This window comes from Streptomyces sp. 63XJN7_1_ISO-PGPR-S23-121, from assembly GCF_056173025.1.
Genome location: NZ_CM149653.1, coordinates 6,429,722 through 6,454,631, shown reverse-complemented (window position 1 = coordinate 6,454,631; position 24,910 = coordinate 6,429,722). Strand labels below are relative to the sequence as shown.

19 protein-coding genes and 1 pseudogene are annotated in these 24,910 nt (G+C 73.8%); 9 read left to right on the top strand and 11 right to left on the bottom strand.

Going from position 1 to position 24,910, the window contains the following annotated elements:
- Positions 1 to 71: 71 nt before the first annotated feature.
- From nirD to AC0VYN_RS28920, 3 genes and pseudogenes are all read right to left on the bottom strand, one after another.
- On the bottom strand, positions 72 to 437 hold the full coding sequence (gene nirD / locus AC0VYN_RS28930) for a nitrite reductase small subunit NirD (protein ID WP_385463451.1): 366 nt from the start codon (positions 435 to 437) through the stop codon (positions 72 to 74).
- Positions 434 to 3,046, bottom strand: a complete 2,613-nt coding sequence (gene nirB, locus AC0VYN_RS28925) for a nitrite reductase large subunit NirB (RefSeq protein ID WP_475533326.1) — start codon at positions 3,044 to 3,046, stop codon at positions 434 to 436. The genes nirD and nirB overlap by 4 nt, the downstream gene beginning before the upstream one ends.
- Positions 3,046 to 4,264, bottom strand: a pseudogene (locus tag AC0VYN_RS28920) (NAD(P)/FAD-dependent oxidoreductase). The gene nirB and the pseudogene AC0VYN_RS28920 overlap by 1 nt, the downstream one beginning before the upstream one ends.
- 198 nt (positions 4,265 to 4,462) lie before the next feature.
- On the opposite strand from AC0VYN_RS28920, the gene AC0VYN_RS28915 reads away from it, so the two are divergent.
- Positions 4,463 to 5,245, top strand: a complete 783-nt coding sequence (locus AC0VYN_RS28915) for a sulfite exporter TauE/SafE family protein (RefSeq protein WP_475533325.1) — start codon at positions 4,463 to 4,465, stop codon at positions 5,243 to 5,245.
- Between the two features lie 75 nt (positions 5,246 to 5,320).
- On the opposite strand, the gene AC0VYN_RS28910 is transcribed toward AC0VYN_RS28915, so the two are convergent.
- Positions 5,321 to 6,211 (bottom strand): NAD(P)-dependent oxidoreductase, encoded by an 891-nt coding sequence (locus AC0VYN_RS28910; RefSeq protein WP_475533324.1) that lies wholly within the window; start codon positions 6,209 to 6,211, stop codon positions 5,321 to 5,323.
- 107 nt (positions 6,212 to 6,318) lie between these two features.
- Between AC0VYN_RS28910 and AC0VYN_RS28905 the strand changes: the two genes are divergently transcribed.
- Positions 6,319 to 6,708, top strand: a complete 390-nt coding sequence (locus AC0VYN_RS28905) for a winged helix-turn-helix transcriptional regulator (RefSeq protein WP_386922274.1) — start codon at positions 6,319 to 6,321, stop codon at positions 6,706 to 6,708.
- Here the strand turns inward: AC0VYN_RS28905 and AC0VYN_RS28900 are convergent.
- Positions 6,646 to 7,281: a class F sortase gene (locus AC0VYN_RS28900; protein WP_475533323.1), complete on the bottom strand. Its 636-nt coding sequence runs from the start codon at positions 7,279 to 7,281 to the stop codon at positions 6,646 to 6,648. The two genes, AC0VYN_RS28905 and AC0VYN_RS28900, sit on opposite strands and share 63 nt — an antisense overlap.
- Before the next feature lie 113 nt (positions 7,282 to 7,394).
- A complete protein-coding gene (locus AC0VYN_RS28895; protein ID WP_475533322.1) occupies positions 7,395 to 7,922 on the bottom strand; it encodes a hypothetical protein in 528 nt (175 codons plus the stop codon).
- A 292-nt stretch (positions 7,923 to 8,214) separates the two neighbouring features.
- Here AC0VYN_RS28895 and AC0VYN_RS28890 point away from each other — a divergent pair, with 292 nt between their 5' ends.
- Positions 8,215 to 8,799: an NADPH-dependent FMN reductase gene (locus tag AC0VYN_RS28890; protein WP_475533321.1), complete on the top strand. Its 585-nt coding sequence runs from the start codon at positions 8,215 to 8,217 to the stop codon at positions 8,797 to 8,799.
- 176 nt (positions 8,800 to 8,975) lie between these two features.
- On the opposite strand, the gene AC0VYN_RS28885 is transcribed toward AC0VYN_RS28890, so the two are convergent.
- Positions 8,976 to 10,619: a M4 family metallopeptidase gene (locus AC0VYN_RS28885; protein WP_475533320.1), complete on the bottom strand. Its 1,644-nt coding sequence runs from the start codon at positions 10,617 to 10,619 to the stop codon at positions 8,976 to 8,978.
- A 135-nt stretch (positions 10,620 to 10,754) separates the two neighbouring features.
- Here AC0VYN_RS28885 and AC0VYN_RS28880 point away from each other — a divergent pair, with 135 nt between their 5' ends.
- The gene (locus AC0VYN_RS28880; protein ID WP_475533319.1) at positions 10,755 to 11,183 is read left to right on the top strand and encodes a gamma-glutamylcyclotransferase family protein; all 429 of its coding nucleotides are present in this window, start codon (positions 10,755 to 10,757) and stop codon (positions 11,181 to 11,183) included.
- A gap of 3 nt (positions 11,184 to 11,186) precedes the next feature.
- On the opposite strand, the gene AC0VYN_RS28875 is transcribed toward AC0VYN_RS28880, so the two are convergent.
- Together AC0VYN_RS28875 and AC0VYN_RS28870 are read right to left on the bottom strand one after the other, a co-directional pair.
- On the bottom strand, positions 11,187 to 13,295 hold the full coding sequence (locus tag AC0VYN_RS28875) for a molybdopterin oxidoreductase family protein (protein ID WP_451685919.1): 2,109 nt from the start codon (positions 13,293 to 13,295) through the stop codon (positions 11,187 to 11,189).
- A gap of 103 nt (positions 13,296 to 13,398) precedes the next feature.
- On the bottom strand, positions 13,399 to 14,085 hold the full coding sequence (locus AC0VYN_RS28870; protein WP_475533318.1) for a SanA/YdcF family protein: 687 nt from the start codon (positions 14,083 to 14,085) through the stop codon (positions 13,399 to 13,401).
- Between the two features lie 179 nt (positions 14,086 to 14,264).
- Here AC0VYN_RS28870 and AC0VYN_RS28865 point away from each other — a divergent pair, with 179 nt between their 5' ends.
- The 5 genes from AC0VYN_RS28865 (at position 14,265) to AC0VYN_RS28845 (ending at position 21,107) form a co-directional block, all read left to right on the top strand.
- Positions 14,265 to 15,044 (top strand): sirohydrochlorin chelatase, encoded by a 780-nt coding sequence (locus AC0VYN_RS28865; RefSeq protein ID WP_475537011.1) that lies wholly within the window; start codon positions 14,265 to 14,267, stop codon positions 15,042 to 15,044.
- Positions 15,045 to 15,182: 138 nt separating this feature from the next.
- Entirely contained in the window at positions 15,183 to 16,457 is a 1,275-nt protein-coding gene (locus AC0VYN_RS28860) for a deoxyguanosinetriphosphate triphosphohydrolase (protein ID WP_475533317.1), read from the top strand.
- 95 nt (positions 16,458 to 16,552) lie between these two features.
- A complete protein-coding gene (locus AC0VYN_RS28855) occupies positions 16,553 to 17,818 on the top strand; it encodes an NAD(P)/FAD-dependent oxidoreductase (protein ID WP_475533316.1) in 1,266 nt (421 codons plus the stop codon).
- A gap of 29 nt (positions 17,819 to 17,847) precedes the next feature.
- Positions 17,848 to 19,779 carry a DNA primase gene (dnaG, locus tag AC0VYN_RS28850; RefSeq protein WP_475533315.1) on the top strand — a complete coding sequence of 644 codons (1,932 nt, stop codon included), beginning with the start codon at positions 17,848 to 17,850 and terminating at the stop codon, positions 19,777 to 19,779.
- A 95-nt stretch (positions 19,780 to 19,874) separates the two neighbouring features.
- Entirely contained in the window at positions 19,875 to 21,107 is a 1,233-nt protein-coding gene (locus tag AC0VYN_RS28845; protein WP_475533314.1) for an RNA polymerase sigma factor, read from the top strand.
- Between the two features lie 30 nt (positions 21,108 to 21,137).
- Here the strand turns inward: AC0VYN_RS28845 and AC0VYN_RS28840 are convergent, their stop codons facing one another.
- Both AC0VYN_RS28840 and AC0VYN_RS28835 read right to left on the bottom strand, forming a co-directional pair.
- Positions 21,138 to 23,069, bottom strand: a complete 1,932-nt coding sequence (locus AC0VYN_RS28840; protein WP_475533313.1) for an ABC transporter ATP-binding protein — start codon at positions 23,067 to 23,069, stop codon at positions 21,138 to 21,140.
- The gene (locus AC0VYN_RS28835; RefSeq protein ID WP_475533312.1) at positions 23,069 to 24,802 is read right to left on the bottom strand and encodes an ABC transporter ATP-binding protein; all 1,734 of its coding nucleotides are present in this window, start codon (positions 24,800 to 24,802) and stop codon (positions 23,069 to 23,071) included. Before AC0VYN_RS28835 ends, AC0VYN_RS28840 begins: the two co-directional genes overlap by 1 nt.
- Positions 24,803 to 24,910: the final 108 nt, after the last annotated feature.

The window sequence follows — 24,910 nt, the reverse complement described above, 5'->3', positions numbered from 1 at the left end:
TCCGGGTGTCATGACCGGCCCCGCCGCCGGGCCCCGGCGCGGGGCGGCTCGGGCGGTCTGCCCGCAGTGGGTCAGGCGGCTCGTACCTCGTACGTCGCCACCCGCACCGTCTCGTCGTCCAGGCACTGCCCGGTCGTGAGGTCGAAGCGCTGCTTGAGCAGCGGGGAGGCGACGAAGGGGCGGCCCCGGTGACTGCCGGTCAGGCCGCGGGAGAGGACGGCCGCGCCGGTGAACGGGTCGCGGTTGTCGATGGCGTACAGCCCGCCGTCGCGGTCGCGGAACAGGGCCACCTGCCCGCCGTCCGGCAGCAGGGCCGCCACGCCGCGGCCGGGGAGCAGGGCGCCCAGGTCGCAGGCCGTGAACCAGTCGTCCGTCAGCCGCAGCCGGACCTTCGGGCCGGTGGTCTCGGGTGCCAGGGTCTCGGGTGCCAGGGTCATCGCCGGGTGCTTCCTTCCAGGAGGTCGTCTTCCGAGGGGCGTCGCCTGCCGATGGACAGCAGCGGCAGGTCGGGCTTCATCTGGTCGCGTTCGGGCACGAAGCCGACGACCGGGTCGGGCGTGTCCGGCGCGTTGACGAAGGACACGAACCGGGCCAGCTTCTCGGGGTCGTTCACGGTCTCGGCCCACTCGTCGCGGTAGTGGGACACGTGCGCCCGCATCAGGGACTCCAGCTCGTCGCAGATGCCGAGCGAGTCGTGCACCACCACGTCCCGGACGTGGTCCAGGCCGCCGGGGATGCGCTCCAGCCAGGTGGAGGTGCGCTCCAGCCGGTCGGCGGTGCGGATGTAGAACATCAGGAACCGGTCGATCAGGCGCACCAGTTCGGCGTCGGAGAGGTCCTGCGCCAGCAGGTCCGCGTGGCGCGGGGTGGCGCCGCCGTTGCCGCCGACGTAGAGGTTCCAGCCGTTGGACGTGGCGATCACGCCGAAGTCCTTCGACTGCGCCTCCGCGCACTCGCGGGCGCAGCCCGACACCGCCGACTTGAGCTTGTGCGGGGACCTGAGCCCCCGGTAGCGCAGCTCCAGGTCGATCGCCATCCGCACCGAGTCCTGGACGCCGTAGCGGCACCAGGTCCGCCCCACGCAGGACTTCACGGTGCGCAGCGACTTGCCGTACGCGTGCCCCGACTCGAAGCCGGCGTCCACCAGCCGGGCCCAGATCAGCGGCAGCTGCTCGACCCGGGCGCCGAACATGTCGATGCGCTGACCGCCGGTGATCTTCGTGTAGAGCCCGAAGTCGCGGGCGATCTCGCCGATGACGATGAGCTTCTCCGGCGCGATCTCGCCGCCGGGGATGCGCGGCACGACCGAGTACGAGCCGTTGCGCTGGAGGTTGGCCAGGAAGTGGTCGTTGGTGTCCTGCAGGGCCGCCTGCTCGCCCTCCAGGACGTAGCCGCTGGCGCCGATCGCCGGGGCGAGGGAGGCGATGACCGAGCCGACCGCCGGCTTGCAGACCTCGCAGCCCTCGCCGCCCCGGGCCTCCTCGCGGCCGTGCCGGTCCAGGAGTTCCCGGTAGGAGGTGATCCGCAGGGCGCGGACGATCTCGTACAGCTCCTCGCGGGTCTGCGCGAAGCAGCCGCACAGGCCCTTGTCGACCTCGACGCCGCTCGCCTCCAGCTCGGCGGTGACCAGCTGGCCGAGCACCTTGACGCAGGAGCCGCAGCCGGTGCCGGCCCGGGTGCACTTCTTCACCTCGGGCACCGTCGTGCAGGAGTGCTCCGTCACCGCGCCGCGGATCGTGCCCTTGGTGACGTTGTGGCAGGAGCAGATCACCGCGTCGTCGGGGAGCGCGGACGGGCCGAGCCGGTCCGGGGCGCCCGCGCCGGCCGGCAGCACGAGGGACTCGGGCGGGACCGGCGGGACCGAGCCGGTGAAGGCGCGCAGCGTGCCGTAGGCCTCCGCGTCGCCGACCAGGATGCCGCCGAGCAGGGTGCCGTCGCGGCCGACGACCAGCTTCTTGTACAGGCCGGCGCGGGAGTCGGAGTAGACGACGTCCAGGCAGCCCTCGGCCGTGCCGTGGGCGTCGCCGAAGGACGCCACGTCCACGCCGAGCAGCTTCAGCTTGGTGGACAGGTCGGCGCCCGTGAACGCCGCCTCGTCCCGGGCGATGGCCGCGGCGGCCGTCTCGGCCTGCTCGTACCCCGGGGCCACCAGCCCGTAGACCCGGCCGTCGGCGGCCAGCGCGCACTCGCCGATCGCGAAGACGTGCGGGTCGGTGAGGGTCCGGCACTGCTCGTCGACGCCGATGCCGCCGCGTTCGCCGACCGCCAGTCCGCAGTCGCGGGCCAGCTGGTCGCGGGGGCGGACGCCGGCGCTGAACACCACCAGGTCGGTGGCGAGCTCGGAGCCGTCGGACAGCTTCATGCCGATGACGGCGCCGTCGTCGCCGGTCAGGACCTCCTGCGTGCCGACGCCCGTGTGGACGGACAGGCCCATCCCCTCGATGGTGCGCAGCAGCGCGGCGCCGCCGCCCTCGTCGACCTGCACCGGCATCAGCCGCGGCGCGAACTCCACGATGTGCGGGACGAGCCCGAGCCCCTGGAGCGCGCCCGCCGCCTCCAGGCCGAGCAGCCCGCCGCCGACCACCGCGCCGGTCGTCGCGTCCTTCGCGTACTCCTCGATGGCGAGGAGATCCTCGATCGTGCGGTAGACGAAGCAGCCCTCCGCGTCCTTGCCGGGGACCGGCGGGACGAAGGGGTAGGAGCCGGTGGCCAGGACCAGGACGTCGTAGTCGACGGCCAGCCCCGAGCGGGCGGTCACCCGGCGGGCCTCGCGGTCGACGGACTCGGCCGGGTCGCCGACGTGCAGTTCGATGCCGTGCCGGGCGATGAAGTCCGGGTCGGTCAGCGACAGGTCCTCGGGGGACTTCCCCGAGAAGTACGAGGTGAGCTGCACCCGGTCGTACGCCGGGCGCGGCTCCTCGCACAGCACGACCACGCGGTGCGTGGCGGTCAGGCCGCGCTCGGCGAGCGCCTCGAGGAAGCGCTGGCCGACCATGCCGTGGCCGACGAGCACAATGGTGGGGGTGGGCCCCGGGGTGGCGGTCATCAGGAGCCTCCGTCGTTGGTGAGCAGGTGGAGCAGGGGGCCGCCGTCGGACGGGAGCGGCTCTGCTCCCTCCCAGGCGCGCGCGAGCGCGCCGACGGTGCCGAGTTCGCCGACCAGGACCCCGCCGACCAGCCGGTCGTCGCGGACGACGACCTTGCGGTAGGTGCCGCGGGTGGCGTCGGCGAGCCGCACGACGTCGTCGCCGGGGCGGGGGTCGGTCTCGCCGAACGAGGCGAGGTCGAGGGGGCCGTCCGGCCCGGTGAGGGTGAGCCGGGTCAGGGACCGGGTGCCGGTGTAGCGGGCGGCGCGGTCGCCGGCCAGCAGCGCGGCCAGCGCGCCCGCCTGTTCGAGGGCGGGCGCGGCCAGTCCGTACACGGTGCCCGCGTGCTCGGCGCAGTCGCCGACGGCACGGATGTGCGGGTCGGAGGTGCGCAGCTCGTCGTCGACGACCACGCCCTTCGCGACGTCCAGTCCGGCCGCCCGCGCGAGACCGGCCCGGGGCCGGACCCCGCAGGCCAGGACCACCAGGTCGGTGCCGAGGGCGTACCCGTCGGACATCTCGACCGACCGCACCGCACCGCCGGCCGAGCGCACGTCCCGGACCCGGCACTCGGTGTGCACCTCGACACCGAGCTCCTCCAGACGGCGCCGGACGAGCGCGGCGGCGGCCGGGTCGAGCTGGCGTTCCATGAGTCGCTCGGACTGCTGGGCGAGGACGACCCGCGCGCCGCGCACGGCCAGCGCGCGGGCGGCGGACACCCCGAGCAGGCCCCCGCCGACGACGACCGCCCGCACTCCGGGCCGCACCGCCTTGGACAGGGCCAGGCAGTCGTCCATGGTGCGGAACGCGTGCACGCCCTCGGGCAGCTCGCGGTCCGGGGTGAACAGGCCGCGCAGCGGCGGCAGCACGGCGTTGGAGCCGGTGGCCAGGACCAGCGTGCCGTACGCGATCACCGAGCCGTCGGCGCAGTGCACCGTCCGCCCGGCCCGGTCGATGCCGGTGACCCGGGCGCGGGTCAGCTCCGCGGGCGCCGGCAGGGCGGTCACCTCGGGTCCGAACCGGCCGGCGAGCACCTCCGCGAGCAGTACGCGGTTGTACGGGCGGTGCTCCTCGTCGCCGACCACCAGGGCGGGCGTGCCGAGCTGCACCGAGCCGCCGGGCGAGCGTCACACCCGCGAGCCCGGCGCCGATCACCACCACACGCGCATTCGAGGTCATGGCAACGAGCGTGCGACGCGGGTGTTACCCGGCCGCATCCCCGCTGTTTCCCACCGGGAACGCTGCCCTCAGCGGGGGCGGGGGAGGGATGTGAGGGGCGGCGGGCCCGCCGAAATTCCCCCGGCGGGCCGCCGGGGAACCTCAGAAGTCCCTCATCTCGATGGACTGCACATCCATCCCGGTCCTAGGGTCGCGATCATGCCCGACATATCGCTGACCATGGTCGTTCTGCTGTGCCTCGCCGCCCTCGCGGCCGGGTGGGTCGACGCCGTGGTCGGCGGCGGCGGACTCCTGCTGCTGCCGGTGCTGCTGCTCGGCCTGCCCGCCGGGACCCCCGCCGCGCACGCCCTGGGCACCAACAAGGCGGTCGCCATCGTCGGCACCACGGGCGCTGCGGTGACCTACGCCCGCAAGGCGCCCGTGGACGTCCGCACGGCCGTGCGCATCGGGCTGGCGGCCCTCGCCGGGTCCTCCGGCGGGGCCTTCTTCGCCGCCGGCATGAGCACGGAGGTGCTCAAGCCGGTGATCATGGTGGTGCTGCTCGCCGTCGCGGCCTTCGTGATCCTGCGCCCCGCCTTCGGCACCGCCCCGGCCGCCGGCCCGGCCACCCGCCGCCAGGTCCTCGCCGCGATCGGCCTCGCGGGCCTCGGCATCGGCTTCTACGACGGCCTGATCGGCCCCGGCACCGGCACCTTCCTTGTCCTGGCGCTCACCGCCGTCCTGCACCTGGACCTGGTGACGGCCTCCGCCACCGCCAAGATCGTCAACTGCTGCACCAACGCGGGCGCCCTGGCCACCTTCGCCTGGCAGGGCGCGGTGCTGTGGCAGCTCGCCGCCCTGATGGCCGTCTTCAACCTCGCCGGCGGCATGTTCGGCGCGCACACCGCCCTGAGGAAGGGCAGCGGCTTCGTCCGCGTCGTCCTGCTGACGGTCGTCTTCGCCCTGGTGGCGAACCTGGCCTACGAGCAGTGGCTGGCCTAGGGTCCGTCGTTCGGATCAGGCCGGCTGAAAGAGACGGTGCCTCCATGCGGGCCGGCATGATCCGGACGACGGGCCCTAACCGCGCAGGGCCAGCAGCTCCACCACGCCGGTGGTGTCCTCCTCCCCGTGCCCCCCGGCGAGCCGTCGCTCCAGCAGCGCCATGTACGGGGTCAGCAGCTCCGCGCTCACTCCCTGTTCCGCGGCCGTGCTCAGCAGCGTCGCGTTGGCCGCCACCTGCATCGCGAGGTTGGAGACGACGTCCTTGCCGTAGTCGCCGCTCGCCAGCTGGTCGGCGGTCTTGTGCACCGAGCCGGACATCGCGCCCAGCCACGACGCCAGCAGCGGCGCGAAGTCCTTCGGGGCGATCTCCTCGGGGCGGATCAGCGCGAAGGCGTGCACGATGCCCGCGAACATGCCGCTCATCGCGCTCAGCAGGGCCACGTCGTGCAGCGCCGCGAAGCCCGCGTCCTCGCCGACGAAGCGGGTGCCGGCCGGGACGGCGAGGGTGTCGCGGTGCTCCTCGAAGAGGGCGGGGGAGCCGCTGTAGAAGACGTAGCCGCCGGAGCCGGGGTCCCCGATCATCGGCGGCACGGCCATGATCCCGCCGTCCAGGAAACGGGCCCCGCGCGCCGTCGCCCACGCGGCGCGGGCGCGGCCCTCGCCGGGCGTCCCGGTGGTGAGGTTCACCAGGTCCCGCCCGGTCAGGTCGGCCGCGTCCAGGGCCTCGCCGACCGAGGCGTCGTCCAGCAGGCAGACGATCACCAGGCGGTTCGCGGCCACCGCCGCCGCGGCGCTCGGGGCGACCGTCGCGCCGTCGGCGGCCAGGGCCTCTGCGCGGGCGGGGGTGCGGTTCCAGACGGTCACGGGGTGGCCGGCGGCGAGCCAGGCGCGGACGAGGGCGGCGCCCATGGCGCCGGCGCCGAGGACGGTGAGCGGAATACGGGGAGCGAATGCCTTGTCAGTCATGACGATCAGCCTCCGCCGAGGCCGGGACCCGCTCAAGTACGCACTTCTTAGTGGGTGGTTACCTCGGGGGAAGCATGCAGGCAGCGGACAGGAACAGGGGGACGGGCATGGGGACGGCACGGCGGCCGGGGGCGTACGTCTGCGGGGTCGACGCGGCGATGGACGTCATCGGCGGCAAGTGGAAGGTGCTGATCCTGTGGGCGCTCGGGGAGGGGACGTGCCGCTTCGGCGCCCTGCGCCGCGAGCTGCCCGGCGTGACGGAGAAGGTGCTCGCCGCGCAGCTGCGGGAGCTGGAGGCCGACGGCATCGTGCACCGCGAGGAGTACGGCGAGGTGCCGCCGCGCGTCGAGTACTCGCTGACCGCCCGGGGCGTCGCCCTCAACGAGGCGCTGGCGCCGCTCGGCGCGTGGGGCAGGGCGAACGTCCTGAACGCCTCACCGGCTGCCGGTGAGGTGCGCGAAGACGACCACGTTCCCCTGGTACCCGGTCCCGCGTGAGTAGCCGCCGCCACAGGTGATGACGCGCAGCTCGGGCCGGTCCGCCGCCCCGTACACCCGCTCGTCGGGGAAGTCCGTCGCCGCGTACACCTCCACCGCGTCCACGGTGAACACCGCGACGCCGCCGTCGCGCCGGTCGACCTCGATGGCGGCGCCCTTCGCCAGGGCGCCGAGCCGGTAGAAGACGGCGGGCCCCTCGGCGTTGTCGACGTGCCCGGCGACGATCGCGGTACCCGTCTCGCCGGGCGTCGTGCCCGCCTCGTACCAGCCGGCGAGGTTCGTCCGCTCGGCGGGCGGGACGTCCAGGCTGCCCGTCGGCGTCAGGCCGAGACCGGTCAGCGGGGCGTCGACGCCGATCGCCGGGATGCGCACGCGGTCGGGCGGGGAGGGCGGCAGCGCCGGCGCGGCGGGTGCCTCCCGGGCCCGCGCCGAGCCGGCCTGCGCCGAGCCGGCCTGCGCGGCCGACGGCTGCGGCGGGGCCCCGTCCTCCGCGCCGCCGCCGAGGAGATACGCCCCGGAACAGAGGGCGGCCGCGGTGACGACGGCTATCGCGGTGTTGCCGACCCTGCGCATGACGACCACTCTCCCTCGGGGGTTTCCCCGGCCCCCTCCGGGCCGCGAGGGGCATCGGACCCGGAGGGGGCGGGGAAGTGCGGTACCGGCGGACGGGCAGCGGAGGGTGCCCGTCAGATCCCGTCGCCTCTCGCCCGGCGATGCAGGAGCCAGGTACCGCCCGCGGCGGCGACGGCGAGAGCCGCAACGCCGGCCGCGGTCTGCACGGGATCGGGGCCGAGAGCGCCGCCGACCCCCGTCTTGACGCTTCCTCGCGGGTACACCTGCTCGCGGGCGGCGGTCAGCGTGACGACCAGGTCGCCCGTCACCCGGCGGCCGCTCCGGGCGCAGACGGCGACGATCTCGTACGTCCCCGGCTGCGCGCTCGGCGGCACGTCGAACCGCCCGGTCACCTCGCCCCCGGGTGTGTCCGGCGCCAGCGGGAACCGGCCCGCGCCCACCGCGTCGGCGTCGCCCGTCGCGGAGCCGTCGTCGTCGCACGCCGAGGTGGTGACGACGGCCTCGTCGCCGGGCACGACCGAGGAGGGGTACACCTCCAGCCGGCCGGTGGCCTCGTCGCCGGAGTACGCGGGCGCGGTGGCGAGACCCGCGGCCGCGACGGCGAGCGCGGTACCGGTCAGCAGGCGGGCGGTGCGTCGCATCGGTGCTCCTTCGAGCTCTTCGGTGGCCCTGCCCTACCGAGGAAAGTGGCACCGGACGCGCCCCGCTTCCCGAGCGCGCCCCGCGACTGCGGCGAACGGGTGGCACCGGAGGGCCCGCCGGGCCCGTCCATGATCACGTCCCCGCAGGTCACCGCGGCGGTCCGGGCCGGCGGCGGAAAAGATCCGGAAGGGTGCGCGGCGGGCGTGTGAACGGGTGACCGGGCTGTCCGCCGCGGGGCGCCGCGGACACGGGCTTGACCTCGAGCAAACTTGAGGTACCAGGGTGTTCCGCATGACCACACAGACCGCTCCCCTGCACGTGACCCTGCTCGTCGGCAGCAACCGCCACGGCCGCTTCGGCCCCGTCGTCGCCGACTGGCTCCTGGACCACCTCCGCGAACGCGACGACCTGGTCCCCGAGGTCGTGGACGTCGCGGCGACCGACCTGCCCACGGACCTCGCCCGGACCCCGGAGGCGACCGCCGCGCTGGCGGGGGTCACCCCGAGACTGGCGGGTGCCGACGCGTTCGTCGTCCTCACCCCGGAGTACAACCACTCGTTCCCGGCGGGCCTGAAGAACCTCGTCGACTGGCACTTCGGCGAGTGGCGGGCCAAGCCCGTCGGCCTCGTCTCCTACGGCGGCCTCGCCGGCGGCCTGCGCGCCGTGGAGCATTTGCGTCAGGTCTTCGCCGAACTGCACGCCGTGACGGTCCGGGACACGGTCTCCTTCCACAACGCGGGCGCGGCCTTCGACGACGCGGGCACGCTCAGGGACCCGGCCGGCCCGGACGCGGCGGCGAAGACCATGCTGGACCAACTGGTGTGGTGGGGCCGGGCCCTGCGTGAGGCGAGGGAGAAGAGCCCCTACGGCGCCTGACCCCGGGGCCGGCCCGCGGACCCGTCGGGCGCCGGCGCAGTCCGCCTCCGGGCGGCCGCCGCCCGGAAGTCACGCGCGAGGTCCGCGTCGACCACCGGCAATTCGAACGAACCTGCACGGCACGGCGGCCGGCCCCCCGGGAAGGGTGCCGGCCGCCGTGCGGTGCCGATGGGCCGTCAGCCCACGTTCACCGCGCTCCACGCCGCGCCGACCGCGGCGTACTCGGTGCTGCCGGCGCCGTACAGCTCCTCGGCCGCGCTCAGGGTGGCGGCCCGCGCCCCCGCGTAGTCCGTGGAGGAGGTCATGTGCACCGTCAGCGCCCGGTACCAGATGGCGCCGAGCTTGTCCCGGCCGATCCCGGTCACCGTGGAGCCGTCGCAGGTGGGGGAGTCGTAGGCGACCCCGCCCACGGTCCGTGCGCCGCTGCCCTCGGCCAGCAGGTACGCGAAGTGGTTCGCGACGCCGGACGAGTAGTGCACGTCGAGATCTCCGACCGAGTCGCTCCAGCAGTCCGCCGAGGCGCCGTCCCTGCTCGGCCGGTCCATGAAGCGCAGGGCGCCGCGCCCGAAGCCGGAGCGGACGACCTTCTCGCCGATCAGGTAGTCACCGGCGTCGGCGGAATTGCCCGCGTACCACTCCACCAGCGTGCCGAAGATGTCGGAGGTGGCCTCGTTCAGGCCGCCGGACTCGCCCGAGTACGTCAGCGCCGCCGTCGACGACGTCACCCCGTGCGACATCTCGTGCCCGGCGACGTCCAGCGACACCAGCGGCCCGAAGGTCGTCCCGTCACCGTCGCCGTACGTCATGCAGAAGCACGTGTCGTCCCAGAAGGCGTTGTTGTACCGGGTGCCGTAGTGCACCCGGTTGGAGGAGCCCTTGCCGTCGCCCGCGATGCCGGTCCGCCCGTGGACGTTCCGGTAGTAGTCCCACGTCACGTCGGTGCCGTACTGCGCGTCCACCGCGGCGGAGGCGCGGTCGGCGGTCGTGCCCGTGCCCCAGTGGTTGTCGGCGTCGGTGAACACCGCCGAGGGCGCCCGGCTGAGACAGATGGTCAGGACGCACAGGTCGTTCTGGTTCGCCGCGTCGCCCGTGTACGTGCCGCCGCGCGTCGCGTCCTTGAGCTGGTAGGCCGACCCCGACTGCGTCGTCTCCAGCGGCACCGTGCCGCCGTACAGCGACCGGCCGTCGCCCGAGACCGACTCGATGGTGTCCCAGGCGTCGATGCGGGAGCCCGTGCGCGCGTCGGTCAGCACCGTGCGCGCGACCGGGTTGCCCAGCGAGTCCTGCGCCACCGCGTTCGTGCGCCAGGCCAGCTTCGGGGCGCCGTGCAGGGCGTCGACGACCAGCTCGGGCTTGGCGGTGAGCCGCTTCAGGAGTTCGCCCGGGTTGGCGGCGCGCAGCGCGTCCGCCGCCAGGCCGGCGGCCCGGGGCGCGGACAGCTTCGGCGTGACGGTGGACAGGGAGAGGGACGTCCGCGTCGCGCGGTCGGCGCCGCGGTAGTCGCCGCCGGGGGACAGGTGGACGACGAAGTCGCCGCCGAGCACGGGAAGTTCGTGGTAGGTGCGGTCGTAGCGGACGTGCTGGGTGCCGTCCTCGTCGACGACGACGTCACGTGCGCGCGTGTCCTGGGCCCCCGTCAGGCCCAGGCTCGCGGCGTGGTCCGCGAGGGCCGCCGCCGCGTTGTCGAGGGCGGCGGCGGGGGTCGGCCGGCCGGCGGCACCCGCGGTGGGGACGAGGGCGGCGACCAGGAGGGACGCGGCGGTGACGGCGATGCCGCCCGTGACGGGAAGGGAACCTCTGACGCGCCGTATTCGGCTCATCGATCTCCTCGGGACAGGCGCTTCGGGCGCGTGGGGGCGCTGGTGGCGCATGGGGGGCTCTGGTGCTGAATCGGATTCAAGGCCCCGCCGGATGTCATGTCCATAGCGCTCGCGTGGAGATCATGAGGGGAGAGAATGACCTTCGTGGACACCGAGCGACGGCCCTTCTTCGTCTACGGGACGCTCCGTCCCGGCGGCGCCCATCACGCCCGCTTCCTCGGCGGCCGCACCCGGGCCGTGGAGCCGGCCCGCCTCACCGGCGCCACGCTGTACTCCGGCCCGGGCTACCCCTGGGCCGTGGAAGCTCCGGACGGCACGGTGCGGGGCGACCTCGTCACCCCTGTGCCGGAGGCGTACGACGACGTGCTGGCCGCCCTCGACCGGCTGGAGGAGTACGTGCCGGGCGACCCGGGCAACCTGTACGACCGCGTGGCCAGGGACGTCGTCCGGGACGCCGACGGGACGTCCGTGCGCGCCTGGGTGTACGTCGCCGCCCCGGCCGTCGCCGCCCGGCTGCGGGCGCGCGGCGTCCCGGTCCCCGGCGGCGACTGGCGGATCCGGTGAGTGCTACGCCACCGTTTCCACCCGCACCGCGCACACCTTGAACTCCGGCATCCGCGAGGTCGGGTCCAGGGCCGGGTTGGTCAGGGTGTTGGCGCGGCCCTCGCCGGGCCAGTGGAAGGGCATGAACACGGTGTCGGGGCGGATGCCGGTGGTGATGCGGGCCGGTGCCACCGCCCGGCCCCGCCGGGAGACGACGGCCAGCGGATCGCCCTCGGCCGCCCCCAGCCGCGCCGCGAGCCTCGGGTGCAGCTCAACGAAGGGTCCGGGCGCGGCGGCGTTCAGCTCGGCCACGCGCCGGGTCTGCGCACCGGACTGGTACTGCGACACGACCCGCCCCGTGGTCAGCAGCACGGGGTACTCGTCGTCGGGCTCCTCGGCGCTCGGGCGGTGCGAGACGGGGACGAAGCGGGCCCGGCCGTCGTCGGTGGCGAAGCGCTCCAGGAAGAGGCGGGGGCTGCCCGGGTGCGGCTCGGCCCCGGCCGTGTCCGGCGCGGGCGCCGGACACGGCCAGAACACGCCGCTCTCCTCGGAGAGCCGCCGGTAGCTGATCCCCGAGTAGTCCGCGGGCCCGCCCGCGCTCGCCCGGCGCAGCTCCTCGAAGACCTCCTCCGGATCGGTCGGGAAGCCCTTCTCCAGACCCCGCTCCGCCCCGAGCCGCCCGGCCAGTCCGTGCAGCACCTCCAGGTCGCCGCGCACCCCGTCCGGCGGCGTCACCGCGCGCCGCCGCAGCAGCACCCGGCCCTCCAGGCTGGTCGTGGTGCCCGTCTCCTCCGCCCACTGCGTCACCGGCAGGACGACGTCCGCCAGCGCCGCCGTCTCCGACAGCACCACGTCGCACACGGCCAGGAAGTCCAGCGAGCGCAGCCGCCCCTCGACGTGTGCCGCGCGCGGCGCCGACACCACCGGGTTGGAGCCCATCACCAGCAGCGACCGGATGTCCGTGCCCAGCGCGTCCAGCAACTCGTAGGCGCTGCGCCCCGGCCCCGGCAGCGAGTCCGGGTCCACGCCCCACACCCCGGCGACATGCCGCCGCGCCGCCGGGTCGGTCAGCTTGCGGTAGCCCGGCAACTGGTCGGCCTTCTGCCCGTGTTCGCGTCCGCCCTGTCCGTTGCCCTGCCCGGTCAGGCAGCCGTAGCCCGACAGGGGCCGCCCGGCCCGCCCGGTCGCCAGGCACAGGTTGATCCACGCGCCCACCGTGTCCGTGCCCTTGGCCTGCTGCTCGGGCCCGCGCGCGGTGAGCACCATCGCCGCCCGAGGCGCGCAGAACAGCCGAACCGCCTCCCGCAGTTCGGGGACGGACACCCCCGTGATCCGCTCCACGTACTCCGGCCAGTGCGCCATCGCCGCCGCCCGCGCCTCCTCCCAGCCCGCCGTGCGCTCCTCGACGTAGCGCTCGTCGACCCGCCCCTCGGCGACGACCAGGTGCAGCAGGCCCAGCGCCAGCGCCAGGTCGGTGCCCGGCCTCGGCGCCAGGTGCAGATCGGCCTGCTCGGCGGTCCTCGTGCGGCGCGGATCGACGACGATCAGCGTGCCGCCGTTCTCGCGCAGCTCGTGGAAGTACCGCATCGACGGCGGCATCGTCTCCGCCGGGTTCGAGCCGACGAGGATCACGCACCCGGTCCGCGGGATGTCCTCCAGCGGGAACGGCAGCCCCCGGTCCAGCCCGAACGCCCGCGTGCCGGCCGCCGCCGCCGACGACATGCAGAACCGCCCGTTGTAGTCGATCTGCGAGGTCCCCAGCACCACCCGGGCGAACTTGCCCAGCGCGTACGCCTTCTCGTTCGTCAGCCCGCCCCCGCCGAACACCCCGAGCGCGTCCGCGCCGTGCTCCTCGCGCGTGCGCGCCAGGTTCCCGGCGATCCGGTCCAGCGCCTCGTCCCACGACGCCGGCACCAGCGCGCCGGCACCGTCCCGGACCAGCGGCGAGGTCAGGCGGACCGCCGACGCGAGCACCGCCGGCGCCGTCCGGCCCTTGCCGCACAGCGCGCCCCGGTTCACCGGGAAGTCCGCCCGCTCGGTCACCTCGACGCTCCCGTCGGCGGCGGGCGTCAGATTCATCCCGCACTGCAGCGCGCAGTACGGGCAGTGCGTGGGCGTCGGGGTGCTCTGCATGCCGTCCAGCGTGCGTCGCCCGTGTTACGCGACCGGGCGGCCGATTGTTACGCCGCCGGGACGGTGACCTCCCGGCCGCCCTCCGGCCGCGGTGAGGGCCGCGTCAGCGCCCGGCGGCCAGCGCCTCGGCCACCCCCGGCTCCTTCGGCCCGAGGAAGCGCGGATCCGGCTCGAACACCGCGTCCAGCGCCGCCTTGCCCGCCGCGAGGACCTCCCGCGCGCCCCCGTAGTACCAGGTCACGTCGTGCTCGGCGTCGACCCCGACGCCGTACGACGCCACCCCCGCCTCCTGGCACAGCGCCACGGCTCGCCGGATGTGGAAGCCCTGGCTGATCAGCACGGCCCGGTCGACCCCGAAGATCCTCTTCGCGCGGACGCAGGAGTCCCAGGTGTCGAAGCCCGCGTAGTCGCTCACGATCCGCCCGTCGGGCACCCCGTGCCGGACCAGGTACGCGCGCATGGCGTCCGGCTCGTCGTACTCCTCCCGGCTGTTGTCCCCGGTCACGAGCACCACCTCGATCCGCCCCGCGCGGTACAGCTCCGCCGCCGCGTCCAGCCGGTGGGCGAGGTACGGCGACGGCTCGCCCTCCCACAGCCCGGCACCGAAGACGACCGCGACCTCCGTGCGGGGCACGTCGGCGGTGGTGCGCAGCCGGTCGCCGGCCACCGCGTACATCCAGGTCGACGGCAGCAGGGCCAGCACACACGCGGCCATCACCGCCTGGACCAGCCGTCGCTGCCCCGTACGGGTGCGCGGAAGGCGCGGTCTGCCAGGTCTCCAGCGGCGCATCGGTCGGTTCCCTCCCCGGTCGTCCCCTGCTCCCAGGGACGTGCGAGGGCGCCGTCCGGTTCGCCGCCCGCTCACACCGGGCGGCCGGTAGCGTGTGAGGCGACGGCACATCACCGTGACGCCGGCGCAACGGGGAGGCAACGTCCCCCCGCCACGCTCGGTGCATGACGGCGACCACGATGACGCGCAGGACGAGCGGCACGGACAGGACGGGCACGACGCACCCCGGCGGTGGCCCCGCCCTGGTCGTCGTCGCCCACGGCAGCCGCGACCCCCGCGCGCTGAGCACCGTACGGGCCCTCCTCGACCGGGTCCGCGCCCTGCGCCCCGCCCTGCCGGTGCGCCTCGGCCACATCGAGCTGAACGCCCCCCTGCTCCCGGACACGCTGGCCGCGCTCGGCGACGGCGAGGCCGTCCTCGTGCCGCTGCTGCTCACCCGCGGCCACCACGTCGGACGGGACGTCCCCGAGATGGCGGCGGCCTCCCCGGCCCGCACCCGGGTGGCCGCTCCGCTCGGCCCGCACCCCCTCCTGGTGGACGCCCTCCACGACCGCCTGACCGAGGCCGGCTGGCCCGCCACCGCTCCGGCGGGCGGCGCCGTCGTCCTCGCCTCCGCGGGCTCCCGCGCCCCGGCCTCCCGCGCGGACACGGCCCGCACGGCGGCGCTCCTCGCCGCCCGCCTCGGTGTCCCGGTCGTCCCCGCCTACGCCTCGGCGGCCGCGCCGACGGTCCCGGAGGCCGTCCGCGCCCTGACCGCCCGGGGGTACGACCGCATCGCCGTCGCCTCCTGCTTCACGGCCCCCGGCCGCTTCGCGACGGAGTGCGCGGCGGCGGCCCCGTGGATCGCGTCGGCCCCCCTGGGCACCCACCCGGCCATGGCCCGCCTCCTCCTGCACCGCTACGACGAGGCACTCAAAGCGGGCAGCGCCTGTGAACGCCGGGCGCCGGCGACCCCCTAGGGGCGCGCGAGACCGTACCGACGTGCGGGTCCGCCGCGCGGGCGCGACCGGCCGCACACGACCCGCGGCAGCGCACCTACGGAACCCCGCGGACGGGAAGGCGCCTGACTGTCACACCTTCCCCTTACTGTTCACGACATGGAAGGCACCGCACCCCCCGCCCCGTACGACCCCACGTCAGTGGCCCGCTGGGCCCCGGAACCGGACAAGCGCCCCGGCCGCACCGCCTTCCAGCGCGACCGCGCCCGCGTCCTGCACTCCTCCGCCCTGCGCCGCCTCGCCGGCAAGACCCAGGTCGTCGCGCCGGGGGAGGGCAACCCCATGTGGGACGCCAGCCCCCGCACCCGCCTCACGCACTCCCTGGAATGCGCCCAGGTCGGCCGCGAGCTCGGCGCAGCCCTCGGCTGCGACCCGGACCTGGTGGAGGCGGCCTGCCTCTCCCACGACCTCGGCCACCCGCCCTTCGGCCACAACGGCGAGACCGCGCTGAACGAGTTCGCCGAGGACTGCGGCGGCTTCGAGGGCAACGCCCAGTCCCTCCGGCTGCTCACCCGCATCGAGCCCAAGCGCTTCACCGACGAGGGCTCCGTCGGCCTCAACCTCACCCGCGCCACCCTCGACGCCGCCACCAAGTACCCCTGGCCCCGCGGCGCCCACCCCGGCGACCCGGCGTCGCCCAAGTTCGGGGTGTACGAGGACGACCGCCCCGTCTTCGAGTGGCTGCGCGAGGGCGCCCCCGGCACCCGCACCTGCTTCGAGGCGCAGGTCATGGACTGGTCCGACGACGTGGCGTACTCCGTGCACGACGTCGAGGACGGCCTGCACGCCGGTCACATCGACCCGAACTGCCTGCTCGCCGACCCCGAGCGCGAGGCCGTCTTCGAGGCCGCCGTCGGCCGCTACGTCCCGGCCGGCACCGACCACGCCGAACTGGCCGCCGCCCTCGACCGCCTCCTCGCCCAGGACTGGTGGCCGCACGGCTACGACGGCTCGGCCGTCGCCCAGGCCCGCCTGAAGGACGCCGCCAGCCAGCTCATCGGCCGCTTCTGCCTCGCCGCCGAGACCGCCACGCGGGCCGCGTACGGGGACGGCCGCCTCACCCGCTACGCCGCCGAACTGGTCGTCCCCCGCGAGACCCGCATGGAGTGCGCCGTCCTCAAGGCCGTCGCCAACCGCTACGTCATGCAGCGCGCCGAACAGACCCGGCTGCGCGCCGACCAGCGCGTGGTCGTCGCCGAACTGGCCGAGGCGCTCACCGCCCGCGCCCCCGACGGCCTCGACCCCCAGTTCCGCGCCCTGTTCGACCGGGCGGGCGACGACCGGGCCCGCAAACGGGTGATCGTCGACCAGATCGCCTCCCTCACGGACGCCTCGGCCCGCTCGCTTCACGCCCGCCTGACGGGTCATCCATGAGACTGTCGGTGGCCTGATCGGGTCACTCCCCCTTCCCGCGCCACGCGGTGTGCGGGACGCTCGCCTGTGGCGGCACCCTGACGAGGAGGCAACAAGTGGTCGACGCGGATCAGACATTCGTCATCGTCGGAGGAGGCCTGGCGGGCGCCAAGGCGGCCGAGACACTCCGCACGGAGGGTTTCACCGGCCGGGTGATCCTCATCAGCGACGAGCGCGACCACCCCTACGAGCGCCCGCCGCTGTCCAAGGGCTACCTGCTCGGCAAGGAGGAACGCGACAGCGTCTTCGTGCACGAGCCCGCCTGGTACGCGCAGCACGACATCGAGCTGCACCTCGGCCAGACCGTCGTCGCCGTCGACCGTGCCGCGAAGACCGTCCACTACGGCGACGACGGCACCTTCGTCCGGTACGACAAGCTGCTCCTCGCCACCGGAGCCGAGCCCCGCCGCCTCGACGTGCCGGGCACCGGCCTCGCGGGCGTCCACCACCTGCGCCGCCTCGCCCACGCCGAGCGCCTCAAGGGCGTCCTCGCCTCCCTCGGCCGGGACAACGGCCACCTCGTGATCGCCGGCGCCGGCTGGATCGGCCTGGAGGTCGCGGCGGCGGCCCGCGAGTACGGCGCCGAGGTCACCGTCGTCGAGCCGGCGCCCACCCCGCTGCACGGCGTCCTCGGCCCCGAGCTGGGCTCCGTCTTCGCCGAGCTGCACGAGGCGCACGGCGTCCGCTTCCACTTCGGCGTGCAGCTCACCGAGATCGTCGGCCAGGACGGCGTGGTGCTCGCCGCCCGCACCGACGACGGCGAGGAACACCCCGCGCACGACGTGCTCGCCGCGATCGGCGCCGCCCCCCGCACCTCGCTCGCGCAGGCCGCGGGCCTGGAGATCGCCGACCGCGCGCACGGCGGCGGCATCGTCGTCGACGAACGGCTGCGCACCTCCGACCCCGACATCCACGCGGCCGGCGACGTCGCCTCCTTCCCGCACGCCCTGTTCGACACCCGCCTGCGCGTGGAGCACTGGGCCAACGCCCTCAACGGCGGCCCCGCCGCGGCCCGCGCGATGCTCGGCAAGGACGTCGCCTACGACCGCGTGCCCTACTTCTTCTCCGACCAGTACGACCTGGGGATGGAGTACTCCGGCTGGGCGCCGGCGGGCTCGTACGACCAGGTGGTGATCCGCGGGGACGCCGCCAAGCGCGAGTTCATCGCCTTCTGGGTGAAGGAGGGCCGCGTGCTGGCCGGGATGAACGTGAACGTGTGGGACGTCACGGACCCGATCCAGCGGCTGATCCGCTCGAAGGCCCGGGTGGACACCGAGGCGCTCGCCGACCCGCACGCATCCCTCGAAAGCCTCATTCCGTAGCTCCGATTCCGTCCCCGTAGAATTCACACGTGGCAGGACGGATCAACGACGAGGACGTGAAGGCGGTACGGGACGCGGTCCCGATCGACGCCGTCGTCTCCGAGTACCTCCAGCTGCGCAACGCGGGCGGCGGCAACCTGAAGGGGCTGTGCCCGTTCCACGACGAGAAGTCGCCGTCCTTCCAGGTCAGCCCGAGCAAGGGTCTCTTCCACTGCTTCGGCTGCCAGGAGGGCGGCGACACCATCACGTTCGTGATGAAGATCGACCACCTCACCTTCTCCGAGGCGGTCGAGCGCCTGGCCGGACAGGCCGGCATCACCCTGCGCTACGAGGAGGGCGGCTACAACCCCGCCCACCAGCGCGGCGAGCGCATCCGCCTGGTCGAGGCGCACAAGATCGCCGCCGAGTGGTACGCGGAACAGCTCGCGACCTCCCCCGAGGCCGACACCGGCCGGGCCTTCCTCGCCGACCGCGGCTTCGACCAGTCCGCCGCCGTCCACTTCGGCGTCGGCTACAGCCCGCAGGGCTGGGACCACCTCACCCGCTTCCTGCGCGGCAAGGGCTTCAGCGACAAGGAGCTGGTCCTCTCCGGCCTCGCCCAGGAGGGCCGCCGCGGCCCCATCGACCGCTTCCGCGGCCGCCTGATGTGGCCCATCCGCGACATCGGCGGCGACGTCGTCGGCTTCGGCGCCCGCAAGCTCTACGAGGCCGACAACGGCCCGAAGTACCTCAACACCCCCGACACCGCGATCTACCGGAAGTCGCAGGTCCTCTACGGCATCGACCTCGCGAAGAAGGACATCGCGAAGGCGTCCCGCGCGGTCGTCGTCGAGGGCTACACCGACGTCATGGCCTGCCACCTGGCCGGCGTCACCACCGCCATCGCCACCTGCGGCACGGCGTTCGGCGGCGACCACATCAAGATCCTGCGCCGGCTGCTGATGGACAACGGCTCGGCCCGCGTGATCTTCACCTTCGACGGCGACGCCGCCGGCCAGAAGGCGGCCCTGCGCGCCTTCGAGGACGACCAGAAGTTCGCCGCCGAGACCTACATCGCCATCGCCCCCGACGGCATGGACCCCTGCGACCTGCGCCTCGCCAAGGGCGACGACGCCGTCGCCGACCTGGTCGAGCCGCGCACCCCGCTGTTCGAGTTCGCGCTGCGCCAGATCGTCGCCCGCTACGACCTGGACACTCCGGCCGGCCGGGCCGCGGCCCTCGACGAGGCCGCCCCGGTGGTCGCGCGCATCAAGAACAGTGGCGCCCAGCACGAGGTCGCCGTGCAGCTCGCCGGCATGCTCGGCATCCTCGACACCCAGTTCGTCGTCAAGCGCGTCGCCCAGCTGGCCCGCTGGGCCCGCGACCGCGGCGGCCGGGGCCCCGCCCCCGACCGGCCGCAGCGCGGCGGCGGTGACGGCCCGCAGCAGTACGCCGCCGCCACCGGGCCGGCCCCCCGCGGCCCCGCGCTCAACCTGCGCAACCCCGTCTTCGCCACCGAACGCGAACTGCTCAAGCTCGCCCTCCAGCGCCCCCACCTGGTCTCCCCGGCCTTCGACGCGTACGGCGTGGACGAGTTCACCGCCCCGCCCTACGCGGCCGTGCGCCAGGCGATCATGGAGGCGGGCGGCGCCGAGTTCGGCGTCCAGGACCCGCAGGACTATTTGGTCCGGGTCCGCGAGGCCGCCCCCGACGACACCGTCCGCGCCATGGTCACCGAACTCGCCGTCGAGGCGATCATGCTGCACCGGGGCGTGAAGGACGTCGACGAGGTCTACGCGGGCGCCCAGCTCGTCACCGTCCGGCGCCGCGCCGTCGAGCGCCGCATCCGCGACATCACCGGCCGCCTCACCCGCCTGGGCGGCCACGGCGACCCCGCCGAACTCGCCGCCGTGCAGAACGAGCTGTGGGTCCTCCAGCAGTACGACCAGACCCTGCGCGAACACGGCGCCGCCGCGCTGTAGCAGCGCCCGCCGGTCAGCAGGCGGTCACGGACCGGACGCAAAAAGTCACCGCACGCCCCTCGTGGCGGCGATGTGTCGTACCCCACACTGGGGCGGTGCCCGACTTCTCGGAGCACGGCCGACCCGTCCCCGACGGTTCCCGAGGCCGCCCGGTCGCGTTCCCCGCGCACGGGACGGACAGCGGCGAGCGAGCCGGCTCCGCCCCCGAAGCACCGCTGCCTCCCCCGCCGGCAGCGTCCCCCCTGGAGGTCGCCCCCGTGCAGACCCGGACCCTCACCCAGACCGACGCGCGGACGGACGCCACGCGCCCCGAGGAGCCGCAGGCCGACGCCGTCGAGGCCGCCGAGGAGCCGCCGGCCGAGGAGGCCGCCGGGGAGCCGTCCGAACCGCCGGCGCCCACGCGCACCGAGAGCGGCGGGCCCTCCGCCGACCTGTTCCGCCAGTACCTGCGCGAGATCGGCCGGATCCCGCTGCTCACCGCGGCCGAGGAGGTCGAGCTCGCGCGCCGCGTGGAGGCCGGGCTGTTCGCCGAGGAGAAACTGCGCCTCACCCCCGACCTGGACAGCCGCCTCGCCCTGGACCTCGACCGGATCGTCGTCCTCGGCCGCGTCGCCAAGCGCCGCCTGATCGAGGCGAACCTGCGGCTCGTCGTGTCGGTGGCCAAGCGGTTCGTCGGACGCGGGCTCACCATGCTCGACCTGGTCCAGGAGGGGAACCTGGGCCTGATCCGGGCCGTGGAGAAGTTCGACTACGCCCGCGGCTACAAGTTCTCCACGTACGCCACCTGGTGGATCCGCCAGGCCATGTCCCGCGCGCTGGCCGACCAGGCCCGCACCATCCGCGTCCCCGTCCACGTCGTGGAGCTGATCAACCGGGTCGTCCGCGTCCAGCGCCGCATGCTCCAGGAGCACGGCCACGAGCCGACCCCGCAGGAGGTCGCCGCGCACCTGGACCTGCCCCCGGAGCGCGTCGGCGAGGTGCTGCGCCTGGCCCAGGAGCCCGTCTCCCTGCACACCCCGGTCGGCGAGGAGGACGACGTCGCCCTCGGTGACCTGATCGAGGACGGCGACGCCACCAGCCCCGTCGAGTCCGCCGCCTTCCTGCTGCTGCGCGAGCACCTGGAGGCCGTGCTCTCCACCCTCGGCGAACGCGAGCGCAAGGTCGTCCAGCTCCGCTACGGCCTGGTCGACGGCCGCCCCCGCACCCTGGAGGAGATCGGCCGCATCTTCGGCGTGACCCGGGAGCGGATACGCCAGATCGAGTCCAAGACCCTCAACAAGCTCCGCGACCACACCTTCGCGGACCAGCTCAGGGGCTATCTGGACTGACCGGGGCCCGTGGGCCGGGCCCCGGCCCGCTCAGCCGTCCACCTCGGCCACGGCCTGCGCGAACTGCGCCTTGTACAGCCGCGCGTAGGCCCCGTCGGCCGCCAGCAGGGCGGCGTGCGCGCCCTGCTCGACGATCGACCCGTTCTCCATGACGAGGATGGTGTCCGCGTCCCGGATGGTGGAGAGCCGGTGCGCGATGACGAACGAGGTCCGCCCGTGCGCCAGCTTGGCCATCGCCTTCTGGATCAGCACCTCGGTCCGGGTGTCCACCGAACTCGTCGCCTCGTCCAGCACCAGGATCACCGGGTCGGACAGGAAGGCCCGCGCGATGGTGATGAGCTGCTTCTCACCGGCGCTCACCCCCGTGCCCTCGTCGTCGATCACGGTGTCGTAGCCGTCGGGCAGCGTCCGCACGAACCGGTCCGCGTGCGCCGCCCGCGCCGCCTCCTCGATCTCGCCCCGGGTGACCTCGCGGGACGCGCCGTACGCGATGTTCTCCGCGATGGTGCCGCCGAACAGCCAGGTGTCCTGGAGCACCATGCCGATCCCGGCCCGCAGCTCGTCCCGGGACATCTTCGCGACGTCGACGCCGTCCAGGGTGATCCGGCCGCCGGACACCTCGTAGAACCGCATCAGCAAATTGACCAGCGTGGTCTTGCCGGCGCCCGTCGGGCCGACGATGGCGACCGTGTGCCCCGGCTCCACCGTCAGCGACAGGTCCTCGATCAGCGGCTTCTCCGGGTCGTAGCGGAACGACACGTGCTCCAGCTCCACCCGCCCGCGCAGCTCCTCGGGCCGGACGCCGGGGATCGGGTCCGCCGACTGCTCCTCCGCGTCCAGCAGCTCGAAGATCCGCTCCGCCGACGCCACGCCCGACTGCACCAGGTTCGCCATCGACGCCACCTGCGTCAGCGGCATCGAGAACTGCCGCGAGTACTGGATGAAGGCCTGCACGTCACCGATCGACAGCGAGCCCGAGGCCACCCGCAGGCCGCCGACGACCGCGACGAGCACGTAGTTCAGGTTCGACACGAACATCATCAGCGGCTGCATGACGCCGCTGTTGAACTGCGCCTTGAACCCGGCCTCGTACAGCGCGTCGTTGTGCTCGGCGAACTGCTTCGCCGACTCCTCCTGCCGGCCGAACACCTTCACCAGCGCGTGCCCGGTGTACATCTCCTCGATGTGCGCGTTCAGCTGCCCCGTCGAGCGCCACTGCTGCACGAACTGCGGCTGCGACCGCTTGCCGACCCGCGTGGCGACCACGAAGGACAGCGGCACCGTCACCAGCGCGACCAGCGCCAGGATCCAGGACACGTAGAACATCATCGCCAGCACGCCGATGATGGTCAGCAGCGAGTTGATGAGCTGGCCCATCGACTGCTGGAGCGTCTGCCCGATGTTGTCGATGTCGTTCGTCGCACGCGACAGCACCTCGCCGCGCTGACGCTTGTCGAAGTACGACAGCGGCAGCCGCGACAGCTTCGTCTGCACGTCCTCGCGCAGCCGGAACATCGTCCGGTTCACCGCCCGGTTCACCAGCCGCGTCGCCACCGCCATCAGCAGCCCGGCCACGGCGAACACCGCCAGCGCCAGCAGCAGCACGTGTCCCACGGAGGTGAAGTCGATGCCCTCGCCCGGCGTGAAGTCCGTGCCGCGCAGCATGTCGGCGACGTCCCCGTCACCGCGCTCCCGCATGGACGCGAGGACCTGCTCCTTCGTCGCCCCGGACGGCATGTCCCGCCCGACGATGCCCGCGAAGACCAGGTCGGTGGCCCTGCCGAGGATCTTCGGCCCGACCACGTTGAGACCGACGCTGAGCACCACACAGGCCAGCAGCGCGTAGATCGTCGCGCGCTCCGGCCGGAACTGGGCGACGAGCCGTTTGCCCGACCCCTTGAAGTCCATCGACCGCTGGTCGGGACCGCCCCCGGCCATCATGCGCCCCCCGGGCCCCGCCATCAGGCAGCCTCCGCTTCCGTGAGCTGGGAGAGCACGATCTCCCGGTAGGTCTCGTTGTCCGCCATCAGCTCGTGGTGCCGGCCCACGCCGACCACCCGCCCCTCGTCCAGCACGATGATCCGGTCGGCGTCCCGGATGGTCGCCACCCGCTGCGCCACGATCACCACGGTCGCCTCGGCCGTCTCCCGCGACAGCGCGGCGCGCAGTGCGGCGTCGGTGGCGTAGTCGAGCGCCGAGAAGGAGTCGTCGAACAGGTAGATCTCCGGGCGCTGCACCAGCGTCCGGGCGATCGCGAGCCGCTGCCGCTGGCCACCCGACACATTGGTCCCGCCCTGCGAGACCGGCGCGTCCAGCCCGCCCTCCAGCCGCTCGACGAACTCCTTCGCCTGGGCCACCTCCAGCGCGTGCCACAGCTCCTCGTCCGTGGCGTCCGGATTCCCGTAGCGCAGGTTGGTCGCGACCGTGCCCGCGAAGAGGTACGGCTTCTGCGGCACCAGGCTCACGATCCGGGCCAGCACCTTCGGGTCGACGGTCCGCACGTCCACGCCGTCGACCAGCACCTCCCCGTCCGTGGCGTCGAACAGCCGCGGCACCAGCCCCAGCAGCGTGGACTTGCCGCTGCCGGTCGAGCCGATGACGGCGGTCGTGTCGCCCGGCCGGGCCACCAGGTCGATGCCCTTCAGTACCGGCTCCTCGGCCCCCGGATACCGGAACCCGGCACCGCGGACCTCCAGGTGCCCGTGCCGGCGCAGCTCGGTGACCGGCGCGAGGGGCGGCACCACGCTGCTCTCCGTGTCCAGGACCTCCTGGATCCGCTCGGCGCACACCTCGGCGCGCGGCACCATCATGAACATGAAGGTGGCCATCATCACGGACATGACGATCTGCATCAGGTAGGCCAGGAACGCGGTCAGGTCACCGATCTGCATCCCGCCGCTCTCGATCCGGTGGGCGCCGAACCAGACCACCGCGATCGACGACAGGTTCACCACCGTCATGACCACCGGGAACATCAGCGCGAGCAGGTTGCCGGTGCCCAGCGCCACCTCCGTCAGGTCCGCGTTGGCCTTCCGGAACCGCTGCTGCTCGTACTCGTCCCGCACGAAGGCGCGGATGACCCGGTTGCCGGTGATCTGCTCGCGCAGCACCCGGTTCACCGTGTCCAGCCGCACCTGCATGGCCCGGAACAGGGGCCGCAGCCGCCGCACGATCAGCGTCACGCAGACCGCCAGCACCGGCACGACCCCGACGAGCACCCCGGACAGCGGCACGTCCAGGCCCAGCGCCATCACGATGCCGCCCACACACATGATGGGCGCCGACACCATCAGCGTGAACGTCATCAGGGCCAGCATCTGGACCTGCTGCACGTCGTTCGTCGTCCGCGTGATCAGCGAGGGCGCGCCGAAGCCGCCGACCTCCCGCGCGGAGAAGGACTGCACCCGGTCGAAGACGGCACCCCGCAGGTCCCGGCCGAGCGCCGAGGCGGTACGGGCGCCGTAGTAGACGGCACCGATGTTGCACACGACCTGCACCAGCGAGATGCCGATCATCAGGGCGCCGTAGCCCAGGATGTAGCCGGAGTCACCGCTGACGACACCGTTGTCGATGATGTCCGCGTTCAGGGTCGGCAGGTAGAGGCTGGCGCAGGTCTGCAGGAACTGCAGCGCCACCAGCAGGGCGATGGGTTTCTTGTAGGGCCTGAGACAGGTCCGCAGGAGTCGTATGAGCACGCTGGGTCTCTCGGAGTCGGCGACAGGGGCGGTCGGTCGCCCCTGGCACCTATCGTCGGACACTCCACCCGCGTTACCTCAACCGATTAAGCCGACAGCGTCGTACTT